Raw genomic sequence first — 24,314 nt, 5'->3', positions numbered from 1 at the left:
GGCAACGACCATAGATGCGCCGGCGCTAAAGTTTCCTTAATGTGCCGCCAGGTAACGCGTCCGTTCTACCGCAGGCTGCAGAAATGGTTTGCAAAGATCCTGAGGTCAGGTCCGAACACGCCCAGCCCATGTCGCATTTGCCGGTGCCCGGCTGCGGCAAAACTGAAATCCTCTCGGCCAGCGGCGAAGCCGTGGACGATGGCTGGTGGAGGTAGGGATGAGCAACAACCACAGCGGATCTTGCCTGTGTGGAGCCGTGCGTTTCCAGACGCGAGGGCCGTTGCGCGGCGTCATTTATTGCCACTGTTCGCAGTGCCGCAAGCAGAGCGGGCATTTTTACGCCGCGACCAACGTCGCCGACGGCGACATCACGATAACCGGCGCCGACAACATCAGCTGGTACGAATCGTCTTCCTTTGCCAAGCGCGGCTTTTGCAAGATCTGCGGCTCGGTGCTGTTCTGGAAGCCGGGTCAGGATGCCTATGTCTCAGTTCTGGCCGGATCGTTCGACAACCCGACCGGGCTCGAAGGCCAATGCCACATCTTTGTCGGCGACAAGGGCGATTACTATACGATCGACGATGGACTGCCGCAGTTCGAGAAGTCGACGCCGACGATCAAGGTTGCGGAGGAGTGATTTTGCGGCGGCTGCCTTATTCCCTTGATCCAGCCATTGCGATATCCCCTGCCGGTGATTCGAAGGGGATGCGGCATGCAGCGGCTGATCGGTGCTTACTTCAATTCTGTGCGAGCCTTTCGCAAGCTCGCCGCCAGCGAAAGGGCATTTCAGCAGGAACTGATGCTGCTGGTGCTGGCGCTGCCGCTCGGCTGGTTCGTCTCGGTCTCGTGGCGCGGCTACGCGCTGTTGATCGGCGCGGTGCTGCTGCTCATCATGGTCGAAGTGCTGAACACCGGCATCGAGGCAGCCTGCGATGCCTTCAGTCGCGAGTTCAACGTCGACATCCAGCTCGCCAAGGACTGCGGCTCGCTGGCGGTGCTGATTTCGGTTGTTATCGTCGCCGGCGTCTGGGGAATCGCCCTCATCGAGCGCATCACGGGACTACCGATCTGATCTGAACGCTCCCATATGTTAGTCACCAAAGGAGACTGACGTCGTGGAAGCCAATTTTCTGCTGCTTGAAAGAGCCGGCCTGCCGGAAGACCTGCGCTGGCTGGCGGAAAAATATCCGCGCGAGACATGGCAGGGCCACGCCAACATCCACGGCATGGCAAACATGTGGCTGCAGCGGCACGACATGTTCCGAGAGCTGGGCGGCATGCTCACCAACGGCATTGGCGACTATCGCGAAGGCAGGCTGACGGCGCCGGATTTCGCGCGCTGGTTCGCGCCGCGGCTGAACCACTTTCTCGGCAATCTCGACGGCCACCACAATGTCGAGGACTACCAATATTTCCCGGCTTTCGCCAAGGCGGAGCCGCGCCTGAAGCGCGGCTTCGAAATCCTCGATGCCGACCATCACACCATTCATGAGGGGCTGGAGCGCAACGCCGAGACGGCGAACGCCTTCATCCGCACGCTCGAGGAGAGCGAGGACAGGCAGCGCTTCGCCGCCGACGCCTATGCGGACGAGAACAGCCGGCTGATCGCCATGCTGAAGCGGCATCTGGCCGACGAGGAAGATCTCATCATCCCGCTGATCCTCGATCGCGGCGACCGGGCTCTGGTCGAGGACGACGACTGAACCTTACGATGTGGTTTCGCTGTCGCGGGCGTCCTTGGCGCGCTCCTTGCCGGCGACGGTGCGGGCGATGAGCCAGGCAATGATGGCGACACCCAGACCTATGGCAAGCGCGATCAGCAGCCGTTCGTGATGGAGCAGTGCCTTGCCTATCATCTGCTCGGCGCCGAGGCCGAAGACGTAGCCGATGCCGCAGAACAAAGCCGCCCAGACCAGCGACGACACCGCGTTGAGGATAACGAAGCGCGCTACCGAAATGCTGGCGAAACCGGCCGCGATGCCGCCGACTAGGCGCAGGCCATAGATGTAGCGGTTGGACAGGACGAATATGTTGGGATGGGACGAGACGAGACGGTAGGCGTGGTTGAAGCCGGGCCTCGCCTTCAGTTTCAGCACCCTGGGATGGTCGGCAAAGCTGCGGCCGAGAATGAAGAAAAACGTGTCGCCGACCAAGGCGCCAATGGCGGCCGTGAGGAAAGCCTTCCAGAGGATGAAGACATGCTGATGGGCGAAGAAGCCGCCGAGGATGGCCGCACTTTCGCCTTCGGCGACACAGCCCATGAAAACCGCGATCAACCCATATTGCTCGATGAGGTGATGGACGATCCCGGTCATTGAGAGGTTTGCCGGCCCGACAGTTTTTCGTCTATGCGGTTCACCTGTTCGGCCAGGCGCGCGATGTCCTCGCGCACGCCGATGATCTGGCTGTGGCGCAGTTCGTCCAGCTTTTCATGCAGAGCCATGATCTCGATCTCGGCCTTGAGGTTGACCTCATAGTCATGCGCGGCGTCGATGCGGTCGCGCGCGGCCTGGCGGTTCTGCGACATCATGATCACCGGCGCCTGCAAGGCGGCGATCATCGACAGCACCAGGTTTAGGAAGATGAAGGGGTAGGGGTCGAACGAGTCTCGCCCGAGCAGCCACCAATTGGCGCCGATCCACAGCACCAGGAAAGCAATGAAGGACAGGATGAACGTCCACGAGCCGCCGATGCGGGCAATGGCATCGGCGATCCGGTCGCCGGCGCCCTGAAGGCCGGTGAGGCTGTCGTTGATATCCTGCGAGATGGGCTTGCGGTCGACAGTGCTCTGCAACACCCGCCGCTCGAGCTCGCTGAGGGTTTCAGGCGTTCGCCTCAACCAGCGGTTGGCAAGTTCTGGCACGGTCTTGTGCATGGATGTCTCCATAGGAAAAGCGTCGGCTTGGCAGCCTTGTTTGCATATAGGAAGATGGCGTTTCGTCAAAAGCGCGGCGCGAGGATGCAGGATGCCCGATTTCGCGAAGATTCGCGCCCGTGCTGCAAAACGCAAAGGCGGCGACGCGGTGCTGACGTCGCTGCTCGGGCCGGCGTCTGACAATGCTGCTGTTGCCGACATTACGGACGATCGCATCCTGTCGACGATGGCCGAGCGGGTATTTGCCGCCGGCTTCGTCTGGCGCGTTATCGAACAGAAATGGCCCGGGTTCGAGGACGCGTTTCTCCATTTCGAGCCGAAACGGCTGTTGTTTCAACCTGATGACTTCTGGCACGACCTGACGGCTGATCAACGCATCGTGCGCAACCCGCAGAAGATCAAATCCGTCCGCGACAACGCCGCCTTCGTTGAGCGTGTGTCGAAGGAACATGGCGGTTTCGGCAAATTCCTCGCGGAGTGGCCTGACGACGACCAGGTCGGGCTGATGGCGTATCTCGGCAAGCATGGCAGCCGGCTTGGCGGCAACACCGGCCAGTATTTCCTGCGCTGGCTGGGCTGGGACGCATTTGTCATCTCAGCCGATATGGGGGCGGCACTGCGCGACGCCGGCCTCGACATCGCCGAAAGTCCGACGTCGAACAGGGATCTCGACAGGATTCAGGCGCAGATCAACGAATGGGCGAAGGAAACCGGCCTGCCGCGCCGGCACATTTCGCGCATTCTGGCGATGTCGATCGGAGAGAACCATTCGCCGCAATCGCTGCGCGAATATATGGGCGACGACTGATCACCGAATTGGTCCAAACGAACGCCATTGCCCGGGCAAATTTGCCGCGCTAAACCGCACAGATGACCCAGAAGACCGCACCCGATATTCTGCGCATCGCCGTTGCCCAGCTCAACCCGACGGTCGGCGATGTCGCCGGCAACCTTGCCAAGGCGCGCGAGGCGAGGGCGGATGCCGCCCGCCAGGGCGCCGACATCGTGCTCTACACCGAGCTTTTCCTTGCCGGTTATCCGCCGGAGGACCTGGTGCTGAAGCCGGCCTTCCTCAAGGTTTGCGAGAAGGCCGCTGAGGATTTCGCCGCGGATACCGCCGATGGCGGGCCGGGCGTCATCATCGGCACGCCGCTGAAGCGCAAGAGCGGCACCCACAATTCGATCATCGTCGCCGATGGCGGCAAGATCCTCGCCGAGCGCTACAAGCTCGATTTGCCAAACTATGGCGAGTTCGACGAGAAGCGCGTCTTTCAGGCCGGCCCCGAGGCTCAGGGACCCGTCAATTTCCGCGGTGTGCGCATCGGAATTCCGATCTGCGAGGACATCTGGGGCGACGTCGGCATCTGTGAAACCCTGGCCGAGAGCGGCGCGGAAATCCTGCTGGTGCCGAACGGCTCGCCCTACTACCGCGCCAAGATGGACGTGCGCCATCAGGTCGTTATCCGCCAGGTCATCGAGACCGGTTTGCCGATGATCTATGCCAATCAGATCGGCGGCCAGGATGAGCTGATCTTCGACGGCGCCTCTTTTGCCATCGGCGCCGACAAGACGCTCGCCTTCCAGATGAGCCAGTTCGAGGAAACTGTCGACGTCACCACCTGGAAGCGCAACCGCGTCGCCGCAGGCGCGCAAAACGCAGAAGAGTTCGACGGCTGGGTCTGCTCGGAAGGGCCGATGTCGAAAATCCCCGAGCGCGAGGAGGCGGACTACCGCGCCTGCATGCTCGGCCTGCGCGACTACGTCAACAAGAACGGCTTCAAGAACGTCGTGCTGGGTCTCTCCGGCGGCATCGATTCGGCGATCTGCGCCGCATTGGCCGTCGATGCACTCGGCGAGGAGCGGCTGCGGGCGGTGATGATGCCCTACCGCTATACCTCGGAGGATTCGCTGAAGGATGCCGAGGATTGCGCCCGTGCGCTTGGCTGCCGCTATGACATCGTGCCGATCTTCGAACCGGTCGAGGGTTTTCTGCATACGCTGACGCAGCTTTTCGAGGGCACCAAGGAAGGCATTACCGAGGAAAATTTGCAGAGCCGCGCGCGCGGCACGATCCTGATGGCGATCTCCAACAAGTTCGGCTCGATGGTCGTCACCACGGGCAACAAGAGCGAGATGTCGGTGGGCTACGCCACGCTTTATGGCGACATGAATGGCGGCTTCAACCCGATAAAAGACCTCTACAAGATGCAGGTCTATGCGCTGTCGCGCTGGCGCAACAGCCATGTGCCGCCGGGCGCGCTCGGCCCCTCAGGCGAGGTGATCCCCAGGAATATCATCGACAAGGCGCCGTCGGCGGAATTGCGCGAGAACCAGACCGACCAGGATTCGCTGCCGCCCTATCCGGTGCTGGACGACATTCTGGAATGCCTGGTCGAGAACGAAATGGGCGTCGACGACATCGTCGCGCGCGGCCACGACCGGGCGACGGTGACGCGCGTCGAACATTTGCTCTACATTGCCGAGTACAAACGCCGGCAAGCGGCGCCGGGTGTGAAGATCACCCGTAAGAATTTTGGCCGCGACCGCCGCTATCCCATCACCAACCGTTTCAGGGATCGCGGCTAAACATCTGATTAAATCAATGAACCTTGGGGGGCGCATGTTTATCAGCTATTTCAAGGGAACGCCTGAGTATCACATCCTGCGCTTCAAGAACGGCAAGGTCCGTGAGCAGGGGCGCGGCATCTCCTTCTGGTACGGGACGTTCGGCACCACCATCGCCATGGTGCCGGTGACGTCGCTCGACAACCCTTTCATCTTCACCGAGACGACGGCGAATTTCCAGGATCTGGCGATCCAGGGTTCCGTCAGCTACCGCATTGTCGATCCGCTCAAGGCGGCCGAAGGCTTCGACTTCAGCGCCAAGCTCAGCCGTGCCGACGTCGTCGGCGACGGCCGTGAGAAGATCGCCGAACGCCTGGTGCTGGCGATACAGAGCCGCGCCCGCGCGGTGGTTTCGAGCATGACGCTGGAACAGGCGCTGGCCGAGGTGACCAAGCTCGGCGGCAATCTGGCCGAACTGCTGCGCAACGATCCGATTGCCGCGACCGCCGGCCTGTCGATCGAGGAGGTTCACATCACCTCGGTCCAGCCGACGCCGGAGATCCGCAAGGCGCTCCAGACCGAATATCGCGAGGCGCTGCAGCGCCAGGCGGATGCCGCGATCTATGGGCGCCGTGCCTGGGGCGTGGAGAAGGAGCGCGAGATCAAGCAGAGCGAGCTGGCGACCGAAATCGAGCTTGCCGAACGCAACAAGCTGCTGGTCGATACCGAGGCGCGCAACAAGCTGACGCTTGCCGAGGCGCAAGCCAAGGCCCAACAGCTCGAACTCACCGTCTATTCGTCGGCGCCGGCGCACGTGCTGACGGCGATGGCTTTCAAGTCCTGGGCGGAAAAGGGCGGTTCGGTCGGCAATCTGTCGATCACGCCTGATATGCTCACCAGCGCGCTCAGCCAGCTTTCCACGCCGAAAGCCGGGTCCTGAAAGGCAAGCTCGGGTGGCAAGCGACCAGAGCGGCAGGCCGATCGACCGGGTGATCGTCGTCACCCGCAAGACCGAGCTGGAGGAGCTGACGACGCGCTTTAACACGCAGGGACAGGCGCGCTTTTATCTCCGGCAGGCCGGCATGAATTTCGACCTGGTCAAGGCGGCGCATGACGTCTATCACCAGGCGCTCGACCGGGTGATGGGTTCGCTTCCCCAAGGCCTCAAACAGTTGCGGCTCGACCGCGAACTGGTCCCGCAGTTCGAATTCGGCTCCGACGCGGTGATCGCGCTCGGTCAGGACGGGCTGGTGTCCAACACCGCGAAGTACCTCCCGTACCAGCCGCTGATCGGCATCAACCCGAACCCGGCGCTTTTCGACGGCGTGCTGCTGCCGTGGAATGCCGACGATACCGAAAAGGTCCTCGGCCTGACGATCGCCGGCAAGGCGAAGCGCCAGGCGGTGGTGATGGCCGAAGCGCGCTCCAATTACGGACGCCGGCTGATCGCCTTCAACGATCTGTTCGTTGGCGCCTCGACGCATGTCTCGGCGCGCTACGAATTGACCTATGGCGGCAGGACCGAGCGCCAGTCGTCGAGCGGCATTATCATCTCCACGGGCGCCGGCTCTACCGGCTGGCTACGCTCGGTGATGGCGGGCGCCGCGGGACTGGCTGCGGCCTATGGTGACAACTCCGTGCCGACCGTGCCGCCGCAAGGCTATGACCGCGAAGGCGAACAGCTGTTCTTTTCGGTGCGCGAACCGTTTCCGAGCAACACGACCGGCGTGTCGCTTGTGCATGGGGTCATCACCCGCGACCGGCCGCTGGTGGTTTCTTCGCGGCAGAGCAGGGGCGGCGTCATCTTCAGCGACGGCATGGAGCTCGATTTCGTCGAGTTCAATTCCGGCACCCACGTGACCATCGCGATCGCTGACCAGAAGGCCTATCTCGTGGTGCCATAAGCGCGCCACGTGGGCAGCCAAATCACCGGCCGGACTGAATTCGGCCGCCCTCCATTCTTTGCGAGGCACCATGCCCGACTGTGAAATCAGCTTCGACATGTCACGGATCGATTTCCGGGCGACCTCCGATCTGTTGATGGCGAGTTATTGGGGCGCCGGCCGCAGCGATGACTTTCATCGCCGCGCCTTTGCCAACTCGTTCTGCACCGCGGCCTATATCGATGGGAACCAAGTCGGTTTTGGCCGGGCCATCACCGACCGTACGGTGTTTGCCTATCTCGCCGACATCATCATCTGGCCGCAGCATCGCGGCCAAGGCATTAGCACGCAACTGGTGCGGGCGCTCATCGACCACCCTGAACTCAGCACGGTCTCGCACTGGAGCCTGTCGACCAGTGACGCGCATGGCCTTTATGAGAAGCTGGGCTTCAAGGCATCGACCGACGGCCGCTACATGCGCCTCGATCGCAACCCGGAATGAGGCATAGCGAGGGGGTTGACCGGCTGTTGTTGCAAAATAACCTCACTGGTTGGACCAGTTACGCTTTGCCACGTGCCCGGCCTTGGCGATCCTTCATGGCGTCTCTATAAGGACCGCTCCGCAAGTATCTTGCGGGAGGTCCGAATGGCAGTATTTTACATGGTAATGCGAGGCCGCGAAGTCTAGGTCTCACTGGCGTCCGGCGAAGGTTTGTCCTTCGCACCGATGCCGGGTCGAGTACAGGCTTCTGCCGATGCCGGTCGCCACCCGACAACCCGGGGCGCGCCGCCACCCATGCCGAACCTCCGCAGCCCCGGGCGAATTGCCCAGCGCGGTTTTCAATTTTCAGACCTTACCGGGACCGGGCAGATTTGCGCCCGGATGACATCATGGCTCGTTTTCGAATCGATCTGCGTGCAAGCGCCTTTCGCAGCGTTCTTGGCTTCACGCTCAGCCACTGGCGGCGCCAGCCGTGGCGGCTTTCGCTGATCATGGGCAGCTTCCTGCTGTCGACCATAGCGGACGTGTTGACGCCGCTCTATTCCGGCCGGCTGGTCGACGCCGTCGCCAGCAGTGCGTTGGCTGACGATGTCGCGTGGAATGCGGCAATGGCGGCGTTCTTCGCGCTCATCGCTTTGGCGATGACCGGCGTGGTGCTGCGCAACCTGGCTTTCATGGGCATTGTCGAGCTGACGCTGAAGATGATGGCCGACATCGCCGCCGACGCGTTCCATCGCGTGCAACGCTTCTCAACCGACTGGCACGCCAATAGCTTTGCCGGATCGACGGTGCGCAAGGTCACGCGCGGCATGTGGGCTCTCGACCTGCTCAATGACACCATCCTGATTGCGTTGTTGCCGTCGGTCGACATGCTGGTCGGCTCGATGTTGCTGCTCGGCTGGTTCTGGCCACTGATGGGGCTGGTCGTGGCAGTCGGCTCGCTGCTGTTCATCACGGTGACGGCGCTGCTGTCGCTCGGCTATGTCGCGCCCGCGGCACGGCTCGCCAACAGCTGGGATACGCGGCTTGGCGGCTCGCTTGCCGATGCGGTGAGCTGCAATGCCGTGGTCAAGGGTTTCGGTGCCGAGACGCGCGAGGAGACGCGTCTTGCCAAGGTCGTCGCCAAATGGCGCGCGCGGACCAGCCGCACCTGGGTGCGCGGCACCATCAACGGCACGACGCAAGGCGCCATGTTGCTGGTGCTGCGGACGGCAGTAATCGGCCTGTCGCTGATGCTGTGGGCCTGGGGCCAGGCAAGTGCGGGCGATGTCGCCTTCGTGCTGACCTCGTTCTTCGTGCTGCAGGGCTACCTCAGGGACATCGGCACGCATATCCGCAATTTGCAGCGTTCGGTCAACGACATGGAGGAACTGGTCGATTTCCAGTCGCAACCGCTCGGCATCGAGGACCGGCCCGGCGCCAAGCCGATCCGGATCACGCATGGCCACATCGCCTTCGATAACGTCACCTTCCACTATGGCTTCCACTATGGCAGCCATCGCCTCCCGCTCTACCGCGATTTTTCGGTGGAGATAGCGGCGGGCGAGCGGGTCGGACTGGTCGGCCATTCCGGCTCGGGCAAGACGACCTTCGTGAAGCTGATCCAGCGTCTCTATAATGTCAGCGGCGGCAGGATCCTGGTCGATGGCCAAGACATCTCCCAGGTTGCACAGGCGTCGCTGCGCGCGCAGATTGCCATCGTCCAGCAGGAGCCCATCCTGTTCCACCGCTCGCTGGCGGAAAACATCGCCTATGCCCGTCCGGACGCCACGCAGGCCGAGATCGAGCATGCCGCCAAGCTCGCCAGCGCGCACGACTTCATCACCAGCCTGCCGAAGGGCTACGGCACGCTGGTCGGTGAACGCGGCGTGAAGCTGTCGGGCGGCGAGCGCCAGCGCGTGGCGATCGCACGCGCCTTCCTGGCGGATGCGCGCATCTTGATCCTGGACGAGGCGACATCGAGCCTCGATTCGGAATCGGAAGTGCTGATCCAGCAGGCGATGGAGCGGCTGATGGTCGGCCGCACGACGCTGGTCATCGCACACCGTCTGTCGACGGTGCGGGCGCTGGACAGGCTGCTCGTGTTCGACCGTGGCAAGATCGTCGAGCAAGGCTCGCATGACGAGCTGATCCGGCTGAAGGGCGGCATCTACCGCCGCCTGTTCGAGCGGCAGGCGCTGGAACTGACCAAGGGCCTGGTGATCTGAGCTGAACGCAGAGCCCTATCCGAGGGATAGGGCTCTGCCTAGTTCATCCAGGCATTCGCTCGAATGGCTGAAGCGCTGGGTCGATCGTGTCCCAGGCGTGGCCGCGCACGGTGTAGGTGACCGCCTGCGGGTCGAACTGGCCGGGATCGTCGAGGCTCGTGGCCTGGATCGCCGTCACCTCCGGCATGGCGACGAACGTTACGTAGACCGGCGTGCCGCAGGTCGGGCAAAAGGCCTGGGCCTTTTCATTGCCGCTGTCGGCGATCATCCGCCATGTGCTCGGCTCGCCGGTGATCTTTACGTCAGCGCGCCGGCCGAAGGTCACATAGGAACAATGGCCAGTACCGCTGCGCTTTTGGCAATCGAGGCATTGGCAGTGGTTCTGAAAGATCGGCTCGCCGCTGGCCTCATAGCGGATCGCGCCGCAGGCGCAGCCGCCGGTAAAGTGCTTGGTCATCATCGTTCTCCGCGGTTGCTTCAGGCCGATTTCGGCTTGGCGAACAGGTCGATGCCTGTGCCGGTTTCGAGGAAGGATTTCATGCTGGACAGCACGGCCGGCCAACCCTGGCTGATGCCCTTGGCCATGCCGCTGCCGGCTTCGAGCTCGTCATGGCTGACGGTCAGCTTGACCATGGTGTCGTATTCCTCGATGGCGAACGTCACCTGGCTGTGCTTGGTCGGATCGTCGGCCTGCGAGGCGTTGGCCCAGCTCATGACCAGCCGGGTTGGCGGCGAGATTTCGACGACCTTGCCAACGAGTTCGACGGTCCGTTCGTCATTGGCGCGGATGTGTTCCCATTTCGAGCCGGGCTTCCAGTCGGAGACGTTTTCGTGGCCCCAGTAGCGCTTGGCGATATCGGGCCTGGTGATGGCTTCGAACACCTTTTGTGGCGTCGATCTGATGTAGGTCACGTAGACAAAACTGGTGGTTTCCCGGGTCATTGGTCGTCTCCTTCGAGTTCTTGTTTCAGGTCGTGCAGCAGGCTCAGCCGCTGCCGTTCGAATTTTCGCACCCACCGCTCGTAGACTTCGTGCAGCGGCACGGGGTTGATGAAATGCAGCTTCTCGCGGCCACGCTTGACCGTGCTGATCAGATTGGCCGCTTCCAGCAGATCGATGTGCTGCGTGGCGGATTGCCTCGCCATGTCGAGATTTTCGCAAAGCTCGCCGAGCGTCTGGCCGTTCTTCTCACACAGAAGATCGAGCAGCATTCTGCGGGTCGGGTCGCCCAGCGCTTTGAAAACCTTGTCGGCGTCCATCGGTCTCACTCATCTTGAAGACACAATATGCAGGTAAATGCCTGCATGTCAAGCTGTGGCTAAGCTTGGCCTGAAGGGGAGGGATTTATAGTGTCGGATTGCTGGCGCGCGGAGCGAAGCACCGAGCCCGGAATCGGGGCAAGAACCGGTGCGGGCGCGCAGGACTATGCAGCGGTGGCTGTGAGCTAGGCTCTAACGACGAACTTGTCGGGATCGGCGCAGAAATGGGCGATGATCTGGCAGAGGTCCGGCTCGTTGACCATGCGTACGGCCTCGGCCCCATTGACCCATTTGCGGGTGCGCGCGCGCTTTTCCTTCCAGCGGTCGGCAACGTGCTCGACCTGCAGCGGAAACACCAGCACTTCGCAAGGGACTTCCTCGCCGGACGCGAGGGCCTTGGCGTAGAAGTAACGACCGGCCTCGAAGAGCGAAATCTTGCCACGCAATCCGGCTTCCTCGCCCGCCTCGCGCGCCGCTGCCTCGCAGAGCGGCTCCCTGGCCTCGGGCCAGCCCTTCGGCAGCACCCAACGCCCGGTGTCTCGGCTGGTGATCAGCATGATCTCGACGCCGTCTTCGTTATTGCGCCATGGCAAAGCGGCAACCTGCAGGCGACAAGGCGAAGTGCCGAAGAGCTTGCGGACCCTTTCAGCCAGATGGTCGTGTGTCGCCGGTGTCGTCAGCATCAGTGAAAGCTACCCCAGCCCTCAGAATCGTTAGCCGCCGTATGAATCTTACCGACAAGTGTAAGTCTTAAAAGTAAAAAACATCACACCAACCGTCCAATCCGCCAACAGGCGTCGATTCGACAGAATAATGTGCCTTCCAGTGTCTGTTTTCATAGCAGACGGGGCGGGTTTGGCCGTCTGGGCAGAAATGGGGCTGGCGCGAATCAGCCGGCGTGATCGTCGGCGATCGGCTTCTGGTAGGTGAAACCCATGTCCCAGGGAAAGTAGATCCAGGTGTCCTGGCTGACTTCGGTGATGAAGGTGTCGACCAGCGGCCGGCCTTTCGGCTTGGCGTAGACGGTGGCGAAATGCGCCTTGGGCATCATGGCGCGCACGATGCCTGCCGTCTTGCCGGTGTCTGTGAGGTCGTCGATGATCAACACGCCCGCGCCATCATCGGCGAGCAGCGCCGGCGTGATCTCCTTCAGCACCTGCAATTGCCCCTGGCTGGTGTAGTCGTGATAGGAGGCGACGCAGACCGTCTCGATGACGCGTATGCCGAGTTCGCGTGAGATGATGGCAGCGGGAACCAGGCCCCCACGGGTGATGCAGACGATGGCCTTCCACTGACCCTTGTTGGCGCCGGCAAGCCGCCAGGCGAGCGCCCGGGCATCGCGGTGGAACTGGTCCCAGGAGACCGGAAAGGCTTTTTCGGGAAGGGACATTCTGCACTCCGCGCGCAACATTGTGGAATGCGCGCGGAATTAACTGGAAAGTCAGGGCATTGGCAAGGGCGGGGCCAGCTGTGGAGTTACCGCGACAAAAAGGCCGCAACCGGCACGCTGCGCAACACGGTGCGCGTGACGCCGCCGAACAAAAGCTGACGCAGCCAGGAATGGCTGTAGGCGCCGAGCACCAGAAGGTCGGCTCCGGTCTCGGCGATCCGGGTCTGGATGACGTCATCGACCGAAGCATTACCCGATTTCTGCACCGACACGCTGACCGTTGCGCCATGCCTGGAGAGTGCCGCGGCGATCTCGGCGCCGGCGGCTTCCGGGTTGTCATCCAGCGTATCCGGCGGATCGATGACCAGAATGTCGGTCTTTTCGGCCTCGATGATGAAGGGCAGCGCGTCGAAGGCGGCACGCGCCGCCTCCTTGCTGCCGTTCCAGGCCAGCAGCACATGTTTGAATGTGGTGACCAACGGCCCCTCATGCGGCACCACCAGCACTGGCCGGCCGGCATCGTAAACCAGCGTGTCGACATCGGCGCTCGTGTCGCCCCCGGTCTCGCGCTGCGCGGCAATAATCAGATCGGCGGCGCGCACGCTGGAAATACCCGTCAGCGCGCTGTCGCCGGAAAAGCTCTCGAGGCTGCGCCATTCGAAGGAAAGGCCGGAATTCTCGATCCGCCCAACGAAAAGCGCCTGCAATTTCTCGGCGCGCTCGCGGTTCATGTCGGCGGAGACCTGCAGGAACTCAGTGTCGGGGAAGCCGGTTGCCGAGGTGTAGGGAACGGGCAGCGCTTCGGCATGGATGCCGATGAGATGGCTCTCGAACCGGTCGGCAAGCGGGATGGCGCAGTCGAGCACGCGTTCGGCGTCCTGTTCGTTCTGCAATATGGCGACGATGGTCTTGAAGCGCATGCGAAATCCCTCAAATCTGCCAGCGCGTGCTGCGCCCGAGGGAAAACGTGGGAGTGCGGTGCTTGGTTCCGGCCCGGCGATGGTCCGCGAACCCAGGGTCAATTGGCGGCGGTGAAGCCGGCCACCATCGCCTCGACGTCCTTGCGTGCCGAATCCAGCGCCTCCTGGCTGCGGGCGCGGACCACCAGCTCCGTCCAGAATTTGCCGTCGCCATATTTCGGATAGGAGCCGATGATGGTGTCGGGATGCGCCTTCTGGATGTCGCCCAGGGGACCGCCGATCAGGCCTTCGCCGAATGGGCAATGGACGGTGGCCGACAGCATCTTGGTGCCGGCCTTCAGCGTCGGCACGACATTGTCGAGCATGGCCTGGAAAATCGCCGGCACGCCGGCCATGACATGGACGTTGCCGATGCGAAAGCCGGGCGCGACGGAGACCGGATTGTCGATATGGTCGGCGCCGCGCGGCATGCGCGCCATGCGCTTGCGGGCCTCGGTGTATTCGATGCCGCGCGCGGCATAGCTCTCGCCCAGCATGGCATAGGCCTTGGCGTCGTATTCGCACGGCACCCCAAAAGCCTTGGAAACGGAATCGGCGGTGATGTCGTCATGCGTCGGGCCGATGCCACCGGTGGTAAAGACATAGGTGTAGCGGGCGCGTACGGCATTCACCGCAGCGACAATCTCGTCCTCCTCGTCGGGAACGATGCGCACTTCCTTCAGGTCGATGCCGATGGCCGTCATGATGTCGGCGAGGTGGCCGATATTTTTATCCTTGGTGCGGCCGGACAGAATCTCGTCGCCGATGACAAGCATGGCGGCAGTGACGATTTCAGGCATGGAAGGCTCCGGCAAACAGGCCCGTTGGCAGACAAGGTCGCCTGAGGCAGAAAGAAGGTCGCCTGAGATAGCGCGCCATCGAACTGGCGGCAATGCCGACACAAGCCGCCATCTGCCTTGCCGAGCGTTCGTCAGTGGGTGATGGTGCGCGCCGGTCCGCTTCCCGGGTGAAAACATGCTGGTATCGATTCTGCTTTGGCTTGTCGCCGGCCTGTCCGTGCTGGCTCTCGTCATCGTGGCCTGTCTGGTGGCCGCTACGCTCTGGATTGCCGCCAAGGCCGAAAGGCTGGTGCCGGCCAGCGGAAACTTCGTCGAGATCGACGGCAGCCGCATCCATTATGTCGAAACGGGCGAGGGACGGCCGATCCTGTTCGTGCACGGACTTGGCGCGCAACTCCACCAGTTTCGCCACACGCTGTTTGAGCGCTTTGGCCCTGGCTACCGCCTCATTGCACTCGACCGGCCGGGATCGGGCTATTCTGTTCGCGCGCGAGGAGCCACCGGCCGTCTGCCTGAACAGGTCGAGATCATCAGGCGCTTCATCGAAACACTCGGGCTGGAAAGGCCGCTCGTGGTCGGGCACTCGCTGGGGGGCGCCGTCGCGCTGACCCTGGCCTTGGAGCATCCCGGCGCGATTTCCGGCATCGCTTTGCTGGCGCCGCTGACGCATCTGGAAGCCGGCGCCCGCGAGAAAGCGGGCCTGCTCTATATCCGTTCGCGGCTTTGGCGCTGGATCATGGCCTACACCGTCGCGATACCGACAAGCCTCAGATATGCGCGGCAGACACTGGAGTTCATCTTCGCGCCGCAGGCCGTTCCCGCCGACTACATGATCGATGGCGGCGGATGGCTCGGGCTGAGGCCAAGCCATTTCCATGCAACCTCCACCGATTTCGTAGCGGTCGAACAGGATCTTGGCCGCATCGAAGAGCGCTATGAAGAGATCGCCATGCCGGCCGGCATTTTCTTCGGGACAGCCGATCGCGTCATCGCCATGCGCATACATGGGGAGCCGATGAAGGACAGGATCGAAGGGCTCGATTTCGAGACGGTCGAAGGCCTCGGCCACATGCCGCAATTCGTCGAGCCGGACCGCGTCATCGCCTTCATCAAGCGCATTGCCGAGCGGACATTCGCCGCCAAGACCTCACCACAGCCTCACAACAATTTCACTGAACCATTCGGCTGATATCCGGTTTTACCCCGTGTCGCACCCAAGGCGGCGGATACGGAGTAATTCAATGTACAGGAAAGTTTTTGCAGCATCCGTGCTGACGATCGGTCTTGCCACATCGGCGATGGCGCAGTCATCGGACAGCACGTATTCCAACCATCACAGCTGGTGGCCGTTCGGGAACGAGCAGTCATCGACCGTCGACCAGAGCACCACCGGCAGCATCAATGCCGACGGCAGCCAAGGCTATGGCGGCGCTACGGGGCCGTGCGCCTCCGACCCGTCAGGACCCTATGGAAATGTGAGGCCCAACGTGAACGATCAATATTGCGGCAAGTGATCAAGCCGCGGCTTCGACTGACCGGCAGGATGTCCCGCCTGTTTGTTTTGACGCAATTCCCAAGGGAATTGCTTAGGCGAGCATCCACGGCCGGCAGCGAAAGCTGAGGGGCAAGGATCAGTCGGAAACTTCGGTCTGCGGCCGGTCGCGGCCGTCGGCCAGTTCGTCGTGCCACTTGCCTTCGGCATCCTCATACTGGATGCCGTCCGTGGCGCCGGCGATCTGCTGTTCGGCCGAGGCGATCTCGGCGGCGCGCAGCGCATCCTGGTGGGTCGGGAATGTCTCCGAGAATGTCGAACCGACCTTGTAGGCCCAGCCCCCGTCATGCTCGACGATCTTGTAAGTCAGCTTCGCCATGAAATCCTCCGGTTCGTCCGTCCGCTCAATGCGGCCCGTTTTTCATTGCAATTTGGGCTTCAATGCAACTTGGCGTCTGGCAGCCGGTCTTCGGGAACCAGCACTTCCGATTTCTTGGCCGCTTCGATCAAGGCCCTGCGTGCATCGGCCGTCGAACGATAACCTTCCAGCACTTTGAGGCAAGTGTCGAGAGCATCACGATGGCGCGGGCCGCGATTGAGCGGCCACACCGTCATCAGACACTCCGCCGCTTCCTGGGTGCTGCGGATCTGGCGATATTTGCCGACATGGCCGAGTTCGACCACGACCGGGGTTTCAAAAGGTTTGTTATCCATGATGGCCGCAACGCAAAGCAGCCAATATGGTTGCAAAAGTGGCCGTCAGCCTGCGCCCAAACGTCTCACCAACCGCAATCGTTGGTCTCAGTAACCGCAGTCGTTGCGCAGCCAGTGGGCGTTGGCCCAGCCGGTCCGTCCGCCGATTTCGACCTGGTACCAGTTGCCCCGGCGGTCGAAAATCTCCGTGTGGTCGCCGTTGAACAATTGCCCGATCATGCGCGACGACGAGTTCGGCCGTGCGCGCACGGCGAGAAACCCGCTGCCGGTATCCAGATCGTAGTGCCTGGACAGGCCGTGCACCGTGCCTTCGCAATATTGCGCGCCGACCGGAGACGACGCGGCGAACGACAGTGCGACCACCAGAGCGGCTGCCGCCGGATAGATTGCCCTTGATGCCATGGACTTTGCTCCCAACCCGGCCGCCAAGGCGGCCTGCCCCCAGGGACCATAGCGGGCGGATTAAAGCGAAGCTGCGGCAATCTGTCCAGCAGATGCGTTTGGCGCATCCGTCGGCGCTGCCTGTTCAGCCCTTCGTCCAATGCTGCATCGTCGTCACCGAGCGGGCGAGCTGTGGCGCGGGATGGATTTTCTCGCTGAAGGTGGCGGCGGCGCGCCAGCCCCAGCGCGGATCGGCGAGGAAGGCGCGGGCCAGCGCGACCATGTCGGCGCGGCCGTCGGCGACGATCGCCTCTGCCTGCGCGGGATCGTCGATCAGGCCGACAGCCCGTGTCGGGATGCCGGCGCCCTTGCGCACCGCTTCGGCCAGATGCACCTGATAGCCGGCGCCGGTCGGCAGCTTCTGCAACGGCGAATTGCCGCCGCTCGAACAGCAGATATAGGCAACATCAAGCGCCTTCAAGGCTTTGGCCACCTCGATCGCCTCTTCGACCTCGAAGCCGCCATCGACCCAGTCCTTCACCGACAGGCGGGCGCCAAGCATCAGGTTTGGAACTGCCTTCCTCACCGATTTGGCGATCTCGATGAGGAAGCGCATGCGGTTTTCCAGCGAGCCGCCCCAGCGGTCGGTGCGCTGGTTGGAAAGCGGCGACAGGAACTGGAAGATCAGATAGCCGTGCGCGGCGTGCAACTCGAGGAAGTCGAAGCCGGCGCGCTCGGCCCGCCTCGCGGCTTGAGTGAAGCGCTCGATAAGCTGCAGGATTTCATCCTCCTCCAGCGCATGCGGCACATTCCAGCCGGTGTCATAGGCGATGGCCGAGGCCGAGACGGTCTGCCATGGATCCTCGCCCGGCTGCAATGGGCCGCCGCCTTCCCAGGGCTTTCGGTTGGAGGCCTTGCGGCCGGCATGGGCAAGCTGAATGCCGAATTTCGTTTCCGGCGCGGCGACGCGCCTTGCTGCATCCAGCGTGCGCCGGGCGGCCGCCTCGTTGTCGTCGGAATAGAGGCCGAGGCAGCCATGGGTGATGCGGCCGCGCCGTTCGACGTCGGTCATCTCGACGGTGACCATGCCGGCGCCCGACATCGCCAGGTTCATCCAGTGATAGAGATGCCAGTCGCTGGCCGAGCCATCTTCGGCGGAATACTGGCACATCGGCGCCACCGCGATACGATTCGGAAAGGTCAGGCCATCGAGGGCGATCGGCTGGAAAAGCGCTGCGGTCATCAAAAAACTCCGGAGAGGGACTGCAGCTATTTAGGCGATGGCAGTTGCCGGCACCAGACATGAGGCGGTGAAAGCTTCGCCGTTTCGGTTGCGCGCAAAACCGTTCGCGGTTACGCCATGGCGCCGACAGCTTGGAGCTCATCATGGAAGATCGTATCCGCATCCGCTCGGAGGAAGTCCTGTCCGACGACTGGGCGGTCCTGAAGAAGACTGTTCTCGATTACCGTCGGCGCGACGGGCAGTGGGAGACGCAGATTCGCCAGACCTACGATCGTGGCGACGGCGCGGTGATCCTGCCTTTCGATCCCGAGCGTCAGACGGTGCTTCTGGTGCGGCAGTTCCGCTACCCCGCCTACGTCACCGGCCACCGCGAACCGCTGATCGAGGCCTGCGCCGGCCTGCTCGACAAAAACGATCCCGAAACCGCCATCCTCAAGGAGGCCGAGGAAGAGCTCGGCTATCGCCTACAGAACATCGAGCGGCTGTTTTCCCCCTATATGAGCCCGGGCAGCGTCACCGAACGGCTGTGGTTCTTCGTGGCGCGCTATTCACCCGCCGACCGCATCTCGGCCGGCGGCGGCGCGGCCGACGAGGGCGAGGACATCGAGGTTCTGGAAATGCGGCTTGATGAAGCGCTGGCCGGCATTTCAGACGGCCGCATCATCGACGCCAAGACGATCATCCTGATCCAGCATTTGAAACTGTACCCGATGAAGGGCTAGCTCGGCGAAGCTCGACGTGCCTCACTGCTGCGGGCAGGGTGGCCGTCCACTTCGCGGATGAAGTTGCGCAAGTTGCAAGGACACCGGAATGGCGCGTGGCGCAAAGGCATGGCTGAAGCGAAACAGCGCGCGGGCATCTCTCCTGTTGCTGAACGCCGCGCTGCTTGTCCGCTATCGCCGGTTGACCCAGCGTTTCCTTGAGCGGATGCGGCATCTGCCGAATTTTGCAGCCCCGGTGACGTTCACGGAAAAGATCCACTGGCGCAAGATTTTCGATGACGATCCTCGCTTTACCGGCCTTCTCGACAAGCTCAAGTCCAAGGAAATCGTCAGGGAGCGGCTTCCCGGGCTCGCCATCCCTGAGGTGCTGTGGCAGGGCGACGATCCGCGCCAGATCCCTTTCGATGACCTGAAAATCCCCTACGCCGTCAAATGCAACCACGGTTGCGCCATGAATGTCATCGTTCGTGATCCGGCCAACGCCGACCGGGAGGCGATCATTGCCGAGATGACGGAATACCTTGGCCAAACCTATGGCGCCCGCAAGCTGGAGCGCAGCTATGCGCACATAGAGCGGCGGGTTTTCGTCGAAGCCCTTGTCGGCAAGGACCAGGATTATGACCCGGTCGACTACAAATTCTGTGTGCTGGCTGGCCACGTCGCCTACATTGTCGTCGTCGCCTTCCGTTCCACGGTCAAGAATACCGCCCACCTGGATCGCGATTGGCGCCCGCTGAACATCGTCCAGGGCGCGATCGACTCGAGCCTGGAAATTCCCCCTCCCAAGAGCCTGGCGCGGATGATCGAGGCAGCCGAGGTGCTCGGCAGCGAGTTCGACATGGTGCGTGTCGATTTCTACGAGGAGGAGGGGGAGCCGATCTTCGGAGAATTCACGGTCTACCCACGCAGCGGCTTGCTGCAATTCGACCCGGCTGCCTTCGACCGCGAACTGGGCGCGCATTGGGATATTGGCGCGTCAGCTTACCTCAGCCGTTTGCCCAGCCGATTTGCCAAACGGTACAAGGCAATGCTCGTCGCCGCCGGCTATCTCGACGTTTGAGATGGCTCGAAGAGCGAAGGGTGGTGCGGAGAACCCATACCATTAGAGATCGAGGGAAACTGATAGCTCAGCAGGTCAATAGCCGTGATTTCGAAGTGCTGCCTCAACTGAGCCGTAACGTTCATAGCGACGCCGCAGTCTTCGTCGAGCAAGTTTTCGGCGCGCTTCCTGCTGCGACGCGGCCAATTGCCGCTAAGGTTACCGGCAAGCTCTCCCACGTCCCGACTGGGTCGAGATCATTTGAAGAACTCTTTCAGCTTGTTGAGTCGACTGTCGCCAGAGGCCTTCCGGCCTTCAGGACACGCCGCCTCGCCGATCGTATCCTGCTGGATAAAGCGAGGTTCTCAGCCACCATTTTCTCGCTGAGTACCAGCGCGAACTCGGTCTGTTTGATGCGTTGCTGAGCATCAGCGAGTTGCATCGTGAAAAGATCGGTTGCCATTGTTGATCCGGGATCCGCGAGATTCATGATTGCGTAACACATGGCGGGCGAAATCGTTCCTAATTGTCGGGCGAAGCCGGTGCCGCAAAGGGCGGCTGAGTTTGAACTTCCCACCCGGCCAGACGTCCGCGAGCGCCAAGGCATCGAGAGCCCAGTGATCGGAGGGCCACTACGAGCGGGCGCAACCCGACCACTTAAGTGATCAGCCTCGCTACAGCCTTGACAGGTACAGTCGCGGCCTCATCAAGGGGAGGTATCAATGGTCTCGGCGATTGGAAACCAACATCGGCAGGCAGCTGAAACTCGACCGAAACCCGCAAAGACAGAACCGGGCGAAGGATTTGCGCCAGGCAAAAGCGCAGACAGCGTAGGACATCGCGCCAAGGCAATGGCGGCAGAAAGTGGCGACACGGATTCTGGCGCCCAGGGGCACGCCGCATCGACAATCGCCAGGATGGATATCACCGTTTTGGCTCCACAGAGCGAAGAGCCGCCTTTGGAGTAGCCCGGGCGGCCGTGCCGCTGCCTCGGTCCTTGTGCAGCACAACGCGCGCTGGCTACGCTCGGTGGCCATCGTCGTCTCGAAACACTTCGGGCGTTGCACTGCCGCGAGCCGCCTTCGCTGCTGGTCGAGGGGCTGTAACCCTTGGTGAGGCCGGCATCGCCTCGCCGGTCGTTGCGAGCCCACGATCGCGCGGCCAAGCGACCTTCCCTGTGTCGGTCTCTATTCGATACTAGGGGACGGCGGTTTCATCACGGGCAATTGCAGCTGGTCAATGGTTGCGACGATGCCGGCGGCAATGGCTTCCGCCTCATGGATCAGTTCCGGACCATAGAGCCCATTGACCATCTCTTCGCTCGGCAGCACGCCAGGAGGACAGTGCTCTTCCATTGTGCGCCGGATGAGCGTCAGCGCTGCCCGGCATTGGTCGGCTTCGATCTTCATAGCCCTTCAAACATCCAATTCGTCTAAAATGTTCCGGAACTAATTTAGCGATAGCTAATTGAAGTCGTGGTTCTGCGAGTCAGTGCATGCGTCTGAAATTCATCAAGCCTATGGAACCCGAACTGGTCGACACGCCGCCGATGGGCGATGATTGGATTCATGAGATCAAATTCGGTGGCTACCGCACCCAGGTCATCAAGGATGATGACGGGATTCGGCTGATCACCAAGAACGGTTATGATTGGACGGGCCGCTACATCCAACTTGCCGGTGAGGCGGAAGCGATCGAGGCGAAAGACTTCATCATCGACGGCGAGACCATTACGATCAATGAGGCTGGCCTATCCGACTTCCATGCGCATCAATCAGCCGCGACCAGCCGCAAGCCGTCGCGCGATCTGTATCTGCTAGCATTCGACCTCTTGCATCTGAACGGGCATGACTTGCGGAACACGCCGGTGGAAGACCGTCGCGAGATCCTCCGGGCGTTGATCCCGGACGGCGGCCGAATCCAGTTCAGCGAAGCGATGCCGGGCACTGGCGACGCCGTCTTTCATCTGGTCGACCAGGCTGGGCTTGAAGGTATCGTTTCAAAGCGGAAGGGCAGCAAGTATCGGTCGGGTCCGACGACGAACTGGCGCAAGATCAAGTGCTATGCCGAAAAGGAGATGGACATCATCGGCGTGCAGCGCGAGGCCGGCAAGCCTGCCATGGTGCTGATGGCCGACAAAGGCCACTATGCCGGCGGCGCCTTCGTCACCTTCAAGGCGGACAAGCGCCAGCGCCTATGGGACCGCGTGCAAGGCAAGATTGGCGGGCCGGCGCCGAAAGGGCTCAAGAGTGACAAGGCCGAATGGCTAAAGCCGGGCCTGGTCGGCCGCGTGCGGTTCCTGAAGGGCGAGGAGAAGCTTCGCCATGCCAAGCTGCTGGATTTCCGGGAGGAGACTTAGCCCGGAGGCTTGTCCCGGGGCTGTGCCGGTCCTGTCCCGTTCCACTGGATGAACTTCGCCCTCTGGCCGGTGATGGTCTCGATCGACTTCAACAGGGGTCCATGGACCTTACGTAGAGCTTGGTAGTGCTCGCCGTGGTACGCCAGGAGCGGCCCGACGATGCTCTTGTGCAGCGCTTCGGCTGCCGCCAGGAACTGCTCGATTTCAGCCCGGGAAAGTTGTTCCGAAGGTTTGGTTCTGGCCATTGGCGCTCTCCATTGAGGGGTCGCCGCAACGAGGACTATAATCCTACATGCCGGACTGCCTGACAAGAGGGCTCGCCGGCCTTATCCCGCAGGTAGCAGTAGGGCGACGGCGCCAAGCGCAGCCATAAGGAGCAACCACCAGCAAAGATGAGCAACGGCAGGCCCGGCGACCTCCTTTGGCACACGGGACAAACAAGAAGGTCGCCGAGCCTTACCGGCGCTGCTTTGTGAGGGAGACGACGCCGGATGAGATGAGAGTATGCGATCGTGCTAATCTCTGCGAACCATGCGAACGAAGGAAAGCCTTGTGGCACCGACGTTGAGATCAAGGTCGGCGGGGCGCTGATCGCTGCGGCAGGATTCTTCCAAAGCGGTAGTGAGTCCAGAGCGGAACATTAGCGTCGGCTAACGGTTAATTCGGCAGTGTTCCGACCGTGATCGGTAGAGCGATGGTGACGTTTCATCTTGTCTATTTTTCCGGCCTCACGGCAGACCAGCTGCTAGGCAGCGCCGTTCCTATCCTGGCGTGTTTGCTGCTTTATAACGCTCTGGCTACGGACGCCTGACTGATGGGTCGGCCAGCGGCCCGGCATCCTTGGCAGCCGGCGATTGCCATCCCGATGCCAACTCCTATGACGAGGCCAAAGACAAGCTTGCCGACGAAATCAATGGCGAGGGCCGGACAGGACGCCACACGTCCAGGCAGGGCTCTCTGACGGCATTGGCGATGGCCCGTTGGCAATTCGGGGGTCCATTGTTCCCATTTCTGTTTGTCCCAAAACTGCCCGCTGCCTCACGGTGGCGAGCTTTTTCGTCATAGGGCCCTCCGCGCTGGGCAATCTGTTCCAAGAGCTTCTGTGACGCCTCTATGACGCGGCAAACCTTGGAAAAGGTTTCCGTGGCAGGACCGGGGTACGATTCTAACCAACTAGGGCTGTATAGGCCACTAGCGCCCGACGATCCGGCTAATCATGTCGTCATCAGGTGCGCTGTCGGTGAATTCCCGTAGGAGCGCCTTCGCGTGGTCTACCCAATGCTCTTCAGCCAGGTTCAGCTCCCGAACGGATCTCCTGAAGGTCTCGCACACCACATCGAAATCGAAGGCGTCAATGCTGTAGCCTTCCTCGTCATGGTCCATCGGCCGCCTCCCCCAATGGGGGAAACTGTACGGAATCGTACGAAGCAAGTGCAAGGGCATTCAAAAGCAATTGGCTGATGCCGCCCGATCGTTCCACAATGTGTTGCTAATATGCAGCACCGACTGAATCTCCGATCAGCGGCACTTGTGGTTGGTTCCAACAGCTGCACGTTGACGGCAAGATGTCAAAGCCAACGACATGCGGGCGACGAAGATGGACAAGCGACAAAACACAAGAAATGTTGAGTTGGTCGGTCTTCTGGCCGTGCCGTTGTCAGTTCTAATCACGCTGCTGATAGCTGGAATGATCCTTTGCTGAAATGTTTGAGTGGCAAAAGGCTGGGGCGGCGGGTTTTTCCCCTTTGAAAGAAGTCACGATGTCCCAATCCGTCGAACCCCCGATATTGCCAGAGGATAGCCCAGACCGTGAGGTGAACTGTGAAGTCGCATTAGAAGCCGCGTTTGCGGCCTTGGTGACTGCGTCAGAAGCGCAAGGTTGGACGCCACAGGAAACGGCTGCAACTCTTCTTAAAATCGCGAC

Annotated in this window: 31 protein-coding genes; 14 read left to right on the top strand and 17 right to left on the bottom strand. The window is 61.8% G+C overall.

Annotated features, from left to right (window positions below; translation table 11 throughout):
* Positions 1–217: 217 nt before the first annotated feature.
* The 3 genes from ACYG9V_RS21580 to ACYG9V_RS21570 all read left to right on the top strand — a co-directional run bounded on the left by ACYG9V_RS21580 (position 218) and on the right by ACYG9V_RS21570 (position 1,703).
* Positions 218–637: a GFA family protein gene (locus ACYG9V_RS21580; RefSeq protein WP_023667555.1), complete on the top strand. Its 420-nt coding sequence runs from the start codon at positions 218–220 to the stop codon at positions 635–637.
* Between the two features lie 75 nt (positions 638–712).
* Positions 713–1,072 carry a diacylglycerol kinase gene (locus tag ACYG9V_RS21575; protein ID WP_023667554.1) on the top strand — a complete coding sequence of 120 codons (360 nt, stop codon included), beginning with the start codon at positions 713–715 and terminating at the stop codon, positions 1,070–1,072.
* A gap of 43 nt (positions 1,073–1,115) precedes the next feature.
* Complete coding sequence (locus tag ACYG9V_RS21570) at positions 1,116–1,703, top strand: hemerythrin domain-containing protein (protein WP_023667553.1); 588 nt, start codon at positions 1,116–1,118, stop codon at positions 1,701–1,703.
* 3 nt (positions 1,704–1,706) lie between these two features.
* On the opposite strand, the gene ACYG9V_RS21565 is transcribed toward ACYG9V_RS21570, so the two are convergent.
* Both ACYG9V_RS21565 and ACYG9V_RS21560 read right to left on the bottom strand, forming a co-directional pair.
* Positions 1,707–2,315, bottom strand: a complete 609-nt coding sequence (locus ACYG9V_RS21565) for a DedA family protein (protein WP_352765306.1) — start codon at positions 2,313–2,315, stop codon at positions 1,707–1,709.
* Positions 2,312–2,875 carry a DUF1003 domain-containing protein gene (locus ACYG9V_RS21560; RefSeq protein WP_023667551.1) on the bottom strand — a complete coding sequence of 188 codons (564 nt, stop codon included), beginning with the start codon at positions 2,873–2,875 and terminating at the stop codon, positions 2,312–2,314. The genes ACYG9V_RS21565 and ACYG9V_RS21560 overlap by 4 nt, the downstream gene beginning before the upstream one ends.
* Positions 2,876–2,966: 91 nt before the next feature.
* Between ACYG9V_RS21560 and ACYG9V_RS21555 the strand changes: the two genes are divergently transcribed.
* From ACYG9V_RS21555 to ACYG9V_RS21530, 6 genes are all read left to right on the top strand, one after another.
* Positions 2,967–3,683 carry a DNA-3-methyladenine glycosylase I gene (locus tag ACYG9V_RS21555; protein WP_352765307.1) on the top strand — a complete coding sequence of 239 codons (717 nt, stop codon included), beginning with the start codon at positions 2,967–2,969 and terminating at the stop codon, positions 3,681–3,683.
* Between the two features lie 62 nt (positions 3,684–3,745).
* The gene (locus tag ACYG9V_RS21550; RefSeq protein ID WP_023815368.1) at positions 3,746–5,461 is read left to right on the top strand and encodes an NAD+ synthase; all 1,716 of its coding nucleotides are present in this window, start codon (positions 3,746–3,748) and stop codon (positions 5,459–5,461) included.
* Between the two features lie 34 nt (positions 5,462–5,495).
* Entirely contained in the window at positions 5,496–6,380 is an 885-nt protein-coding gene (locus ACYG9V_RS21545) for an SPFH domain-containing protein (protein WP_023734441.1), read from the top strand.
* 13 nt (positions 6,381–6,393) lie between these two features.
* On the top strand, positions 6,394–7,344 hold the full coding sequence (locus ACYG9V_RS21540) for a diacylglycerol kinase catalytic domain-containing protein (RefSeq protein WP_352765309.1): 951 nt from the start codon (positions 6,394–6,396) through the stop codon (positions 7,342–7,344).
* A gap of 70 nt (positions 7,345–7,414) precedes the next feature.
* Complete coding sequence (locus ACYG9V_RS21535) at positions 7,415–7,825, top strand: GNAT family N-acetyltransferase (protein ID WP_352765310.1); 411 nt, start codon at positions 7,415–7,417, stop codon at positions 7,823–7,825.
* Between the two features lie 389 nt (positions 7,826–8,214).
* On the top strand, positions 8,215–10,032 hold the full coding sequence (locus ACYG9V_RS21530) for an ABC transporter ATP-binding protein (protein ID WP_352765311.1): 1,818 nt from the start codon (positions 8,215–8,217) through the stop codon (positions 10,030–10,032).
* Positions 10,033–10,075: 43 nt separating this feature from the next.
* On the opposite strand, the gene ACYG9V_RS21525 is transcribed toward ACYG9V_RS21530, so the two are convergent.
* The 7 genes from ACYG9V_RS21525 to ACYG9V_RS21495 form a co-directional block, all read right to left on the bottom strand.
* Complete coding sequence (locus tag ACYG9V_RS21525; RefSeq protein WP_023725741.1) at positions 10,076–10,489, bottom strand: GFA family protein; 414 nt, start codon at positions 10,487–10,489, stop codon at positions 10,076–10,078.
* Between the two features lie 20 nt (positions 10,490–10,509).
* Positions 10,510–10,974 (bottom strand): SRPBCC family protein, encoded by a 465-nt coding sequence (locus tag ACYG9V_RS21520; RefSeq protein WP_023688339.1) that lies wholly within the window; start codon positions 10,972–10,974, stop codon positions 10,510–10,512.
* Positions 10,971–11,291, bottom strand: a complete 321-nt coding sequence (locus tag ACYG9V_RS21515; RefSeq protein ID WP_023681541.1) for an ArsR/SmtB family transcription factor — start codon at positions 11,289–11,291, stop codon at positions 10,971–10,973. The genes ACYG9V_RS21520 and ACYG9V_RS21515 overlap by 4 nt, the downstream gene beginning before the upstream one ends.
* A gap of 185 nt (positions 11,292–11,476) precedes the next feature.
* On the bottom strand, positions 11,477–11,974 hold the full coding sequence (locus ACYG9V_RS21510; RefSeq protein WP_023667541.1) for an NUDIX hydrolase: 498 nt from the start codon (positions 11,972–11,974) through the stop codon (positions 11,477–11,479).
* A 206-nt stretch (positions 11,975–12,180) separates the two neighbouring features.
* Positions 12,181–12,681, bottom strand: a complete 501-nt coding sequence (gene gpt, locus ACYG9V_RS21505; RefSeq protein ID WP_023667540.1) for a xanthine phosphoribosyltransferase — start codon at positions 12,679–12,681, stop codon at positions 12,181–12,183.
* Between the two features lie 86 nt (positions 12,682–12,767).
* Positions 12,768–13,601: a universal stress protein gene (locus ACYG9V_RS21500; RefSeq protein ID WP_023681540.1), complete on the bottom strand. Its 834-nt coding sequence runs from the start codon at positions 13,599–13,601 to the stop codon at positions 12,768–12,770.
* 98 nt (positions 13,602–13,699) lie between these two features.
* Positions 13,700–14,440: a competence/damage-inducible protein A gene (locus ACYG9V_RS21495; protein ID WP_023681539.1), complete on the bottom strand. Its 741-nt coding sequence runs from the start codon at positions 14,438–14,440 to the stop codon at positions 13,700–13,702.
* Positions 14,441–14,615: 175 nt separating this feature from the next.
* On the opposite strand from ACYG9V_RS21495, the gene ACYG9V_RS21490 reads away from it, so the two are divergent.
* Both ACYG9V_RS21490 and ACYG9V_RS21485 read left to right on the top strand, forming a co-directional pair.
* Positions 14,616–15,629, top strand: a complete 1,014-nt coding sequence (locus ACYG9V_RS21490) for an alpha/beta fold hydrolase (RefSeq protein WP_352765312.1) — start codon at positions 14,616–14,618, stop codon at positions 15,627–15,629.
* A 52-nt stretch (positions 15,630–15,681) separates the two neighbouring features.
* The gene (locus tag ACYG9V_RS21485) at positions 15,682–15,954 is read left to right on the top strand and encodes a hypothetical protein (RefSeq protein WP_023688343.1); all 273 of its coding nucleotides are present in this window, start codon (positions 15,682–15,684) and stop codon (positions 15,952–15,954) included.
* A gap of 117 nt (positions 15,955–16,071) precedes the next feature.
* Here ACYG9V_RS21485 and ACYG9V_RS21480 read toward each other — a convergent pair whose 3' ends face one another.
* The 4 genes from ACYG9V_RS21480 to ACYG9V_RS21465 form a co-directional block, all read right to left on the bottom strand.
* Positions 16,072–16,311 carry a DUF2188 domain-containing protein gene (locus ACYG9V_RS21480; protein ID WP_023667535.1) on the bottom strand — a complete coding sequence of 80 codons (240 nt, stop codon included), beginning with the start codon at positions 16,309–16,311 and terminating at the stop codon, positions 16,072–16,074.
* Between the two features lie 59 nt (positions 16,312–16,370).
* Entirely contained in the window at positions 16,371–16,649 is a 279-nt protein-coding gene (locus ACYG9V_RS21475; RefSeq protein ID WP_352765322.1) for a DUF982 domain-containing protein, read from the bottom strand.
* An 84-nt stretch (positions 16,650–16,733) separates the two neighbouring features.
* The gene (locus ACYG9V_RS21470) at positions 16,734–17,048 is read right to left on the bottom strand and encodes an SH3 domain-containing protein (protein WP_023691186.1); all 315 of its coding nucleotides are present in this window, start codon (positions 17,046–17,048) and stop codon (positions 16,734–16,736) included.
* 124 nt (positions 17,049–17,172) lie between these two features.
* Positions 17,173–18,270: an NADH:flavin oxidoreductase/NADH oxidase gene (locus ACYG9V_RS21465; protein WP_023748752.1), complete on the bottom strand. Its 1,098-nt coding sequence runs from the start codon at positions 18,268–18,270 to the stop codon at positions 17,173–17,175.
* A 143-nt stretch (positions 18,271–18,413) separates the two neighbouring features.
* On the opposite strand from ACYG9V_RS21465, the gene ACYG9V_RS21460 reads away from it, so the two are divergent.
* Positions 18,414–18,992 carry an NUDIX domain-containing protein gene (locus ACYG9V_RS21460; RefSeq protein WP_023688346.1) on the top strand — a complete coding sequence of 193 codons (579 nt, stop codon included), beginning with the start codon at positions 18,414–18,416 and terminating at the stop codon, positions 18,990–18,992.
* An 88-nt stretch (positions 18,993–19,080) separates the two neighbouring features.
* A complete protein-coding gene (locus tag ACYG9V_RS21455) occupies positions 19,081–20,052 on the top strand; it encodes an ATP-grasp fold amidoligase family protein (RefSeq protein ID WP_352765313.1) in 972 nt (323 codons plus the stop codon).
* A 253-nt stretch (positions 20,053–20,305) separates the two neighbouring features.
* Here the strand turns inward: ACYG9V_RS21455 and ACYG9V_RS21450 are convergent, their stop codons facing one another.
* Together ACYG9V_RS21450 and ACYG9V_RS21445 are read right to left on the bottom strand one after the other, a co-directional pair.
* On the bottom strand, positions 20,306–20,494 hold the full coding sequence (locus tag ACYG9V_RS21450; protein ID WP_023688348.1) for a hypothetical protein: 189 nt from the start codon (positions 20,492–20,494) through the stop codon (positions 20,306–20,308).
* A 724-nt stretch (positions 20,495–21,218) separates the two neighbouring features.
* The gene (locus ACYG9V_RS21445) at positions 21,219–21,440 is read right to left on the bottom strand and encodes a hypothetical protein (RefSeq protein ID WP_352765314.1); all 222 of its coding nucleotides are present in this window, start codon (positions 21,438–21,440) and stop codon (positions 21,219–21,221) included.
* Between the two features lie 86 nt (positions 21,441–21,526).
* On the opposite strand from ACYG9V_RS21445, the gene ACYG9V_RS21440 reads away from it, so the two are divergent.
* The gene (locus tag ACYG9V_RS21440) at positions 21,527–22,390 is read left to right on the top strand and encodes an ATP-dependent DNA ligase (RefSeq protein WP_352765315.1); all 864 of its coding nucleotides are present in this window, start codon (positions 21,527–21,529) and stop codon (positions 22,388–22,390) included.
* Here ACYG9V_RS21440 and ACYG9V_RS21435 read toward each other — a convergent pair.
* Positions 22,387–22,635: a hypothetical protein gene (locus ACYG9V_RS21435; RefSeq protein ID WP_352765317.1), complete on the bottom strand. Its 249-nt coding sequence runs from the start codon at positions 22,633–22,635 to the stop codon at positions 22,387–22,389. The genes ACYG9V_RS21440 and ACYG9V_RS21435 overlap by 4 nt on opposite strands.
* A 946-nt stretch (positions 22,636–23,581) precedes the next feature.
* A complete protein-coding gene (locus ACYG9V_RS21430) occupies positions 23,582–23,773 on the bottom strand; it encodes a hypothetical protein (protein WP_023667524.1) in 192 nt (63 codons plus the stop codon).
* Positions 23,774–24,314: the final 541 nt, after the last annotated feature.

The sequence above is a fragment of the Mesorhizobium sp. W016 genome, from assembly GCF_054719485.1.
This window is presented reverse-complemented; position numbering and strand designations above follow the sequence as displayed.

What these genes read in the sequence shown, in the direction of transcription:
- ACYG9V_RS21580 (WP_023667555.1), top strand. Translation starts at nt 218, where the DNA reads ATGAGCAACAACCACAGCGGATCTTGCCTGTGTGGAGCCGTGCGTTTC.
- ACYG9V_RS21575 (WP_023667554.1), top strand. Translation starts at nt 713, where the DNA reads ATGCAGCGGCTGATCGGTGCTTACTTCAATTCTGTGCGAGCCTTTCGC.
- ACYG9V_RS21565 (WP_352765306.1), bottom strand. Translation starts at nt 2,315, where the DNA reads ATGACCGGGATCGTCCATCACCTCATCGAGCAATATGGGTTGATCGCG.
- ACYG9V_RS21560 (WP_023667551.1), bottom strand. Translation starts at nt 2,875, where the DNA reads ATGCACAAGACCGTGCCAGAACTTGCCAACCGCTGGTTGAGGCGAACG.
- ACYG9V_RS21555 (WP_352765307.1), top strand. Translation starts at nt 2,967, where the DNA reads ATGCCCGATTTCGCGAAGATTCGCGCCCGTGCTGCAAAACGCAAAGGC.
- ACYG9V_RS21550 (WP_023815368.1), top strand. Translation starts at nt 3,746, where the DNA reads ATGACCCAGAAGACCGCACCCGATATTCTGCGCATCGCCGTTGCCCAG.
- ACYG9V_RS21545 (WP_023734441.1), top strand. Translation starts at nt 5,496, where the DNA reads ATGTTTATCAGCTATTTCAAGGGAACGCCTGAGTATCACATCCTGCGC.
- ACYG9V_RS21535 (WP_352765310.1), top strand. Translation starts at nt 7,415, where the DNA reads ATGCCCGACTGTGAAATCAGCTTCGACATGTCACGGATCGATTTCCGG.
- ACYG9V_RS21530 (WP_352765311.1), top strand. Translation starts at nt 8,215, where the DNA reads ATGGCTCGTTTTCGAATCGATCTGCGTGCAAGCGCCTTTCGCAGCGTT.
- ACYG9V_RS21525 (WP_023725741.1), bottom strand. Translation starts at nt 10,489, where the DNA reads ATGACCAAGCACTTTACCGGCGGCTGCGCCTGCGGCGCGATCCGCTAT.
- ACYG9V_RS21520 (WP_023688339.1), bottom strand. Translation starts at nt 10,974, where the DNA reads ATGACCCGGGAAACCACCAGTTTTGTCTACGTGACCTACATCAGATCG.
- ACYG9V_RS21515 (WP_023681541.1), bottom strand. Translation starts at nt 11,291, where the DNA reads ATGGACGCCGACAAGGTTTTCAAAGCGCTGGGCGACCCGACCCGCAGA.
- ACYG9V_RS21510 (WP_023667541.1), bottom strand. Translation starts at nt 11,974, where the DNA reads ATGCTGACGACACCGGCGACACACGACCATCTGGCTGAAAGGGTCCGC.
- gpt (WP_023667540.1), bottom strand. Translation starts at nt 12,681, where the DNA reads ATGTCCCTTCCCGAAAAAGCCTTTCCGGTCTCCTGGGACCAGTTCCAC.
- ACYG9V_RS21500 (WP_023681540.1), bottom strand. Translation starts at nt 13,601, where the DNA reads ATGCGCTTCAAGACCATCGTCGCCATATTGCAGAACGAACAGGACGCC.
- ACYG9V_RS21495 (WP_023681539.1), bottom strand. Translation starts at nt 14,440, where the DNA reads ATGCCTGAAATCGTCACTGCCGCCATGCTTGTCATCGGCGACGAGATT.
- ACYG9V_RS21490 (WP_352765312.1), top strand. Translation starts at nt 14,616, where the DNA reads ATGCTGGTATCGATTCTGCTTTGGCTTGTCGCCGGCCTGTCCGTGCTG.
- ACYG9V_RS21485 (WP_023688343.1), top strand. Translation starts at nt 15,682, where the DNA reads ATGTACAGGAAAGTTTTTGCAGCATCCGTGCTGACGATCGGTCTTGCC.
- ACYG9V_RS21480 (WP_023667535.1), bottom strand. Translation starts at nt 16,311, where the DNA reads ATGGCGAAGCTGACTTACAAGATCGTCGAGCATGACGGGGGCTGGGCC.
- ACYG9V_RS21470 (WP_023691186.1), bottom strand. Translation starts at nt 17,048, where the DNA reads ATGGCATCAAGGGCAATCTATCCGGCGGCAGCCGCTCTGGTGGTCGCA.
- ACYG9V_RS21465 (WP_023748752.1), bottom strand. Translation starts at nt 18,270, where the DNA reads ATGACCGCAGCGCTTTTCCAGCCGATCGCCCTCGATGGCCTGACCTTT.
- ACYG9V_RS21460 (WP_023688346.1), top strand. Translation starts at nt 18,414, where the DNA reads ATGGAAGATCGTATCCGCATCCGCTCGGAGGAAGTCCTGTCCGACGAC.
- ACYG9V_RS21455 (WP_352765313.1), top strand. Translation starts at nt 19,081, where the DNA reads ATGGCGCGTGGCGCAAAGGCATGGCTGAAGCGAAACAGCGCGCGGGCA.
- ACYG9V_RS21450 (WP_023688348.1), bottom strand. Translation starts at nt 20,494, where the DNA reads ATGGCAACCGATCTTTTCACGATGCAACTCGCTGATGCTCAGCAACGC.
- ACYG9V_RS21445 (WP_352765314.1), bottom strand. Translation starts at nt 21,440, where the DNA reads ATGAAGATCGAAGCCGACCAATGCCGGGCAGCGCTGACGCTCATCCGG.
- ACYG9V_RS21440 (WP_352765315.1), top strand. Translation starts at nt 21,527, where the DNA reads ATGCGTCTGAAATTCATCAAGCCTATGGAACCCGAACTGGTCGACACG.
- ACYG9V_RS21435 (WP_352765317.1), bottom strand. Translation starts at nt 22,635, where the DNA reads ATGGCCAGAACCAAACCTTCGGAACAACTTTCCCGGGCTGAAATCGAG.
- ACYG9V_RS21430 (WP_023667524.1), bottom strand. Translation starts at nt 23,773, where the DNA reads ATGGACCATGACGAGGAAGGCTACAGCATTGACGCCTTCGATTTCGAT.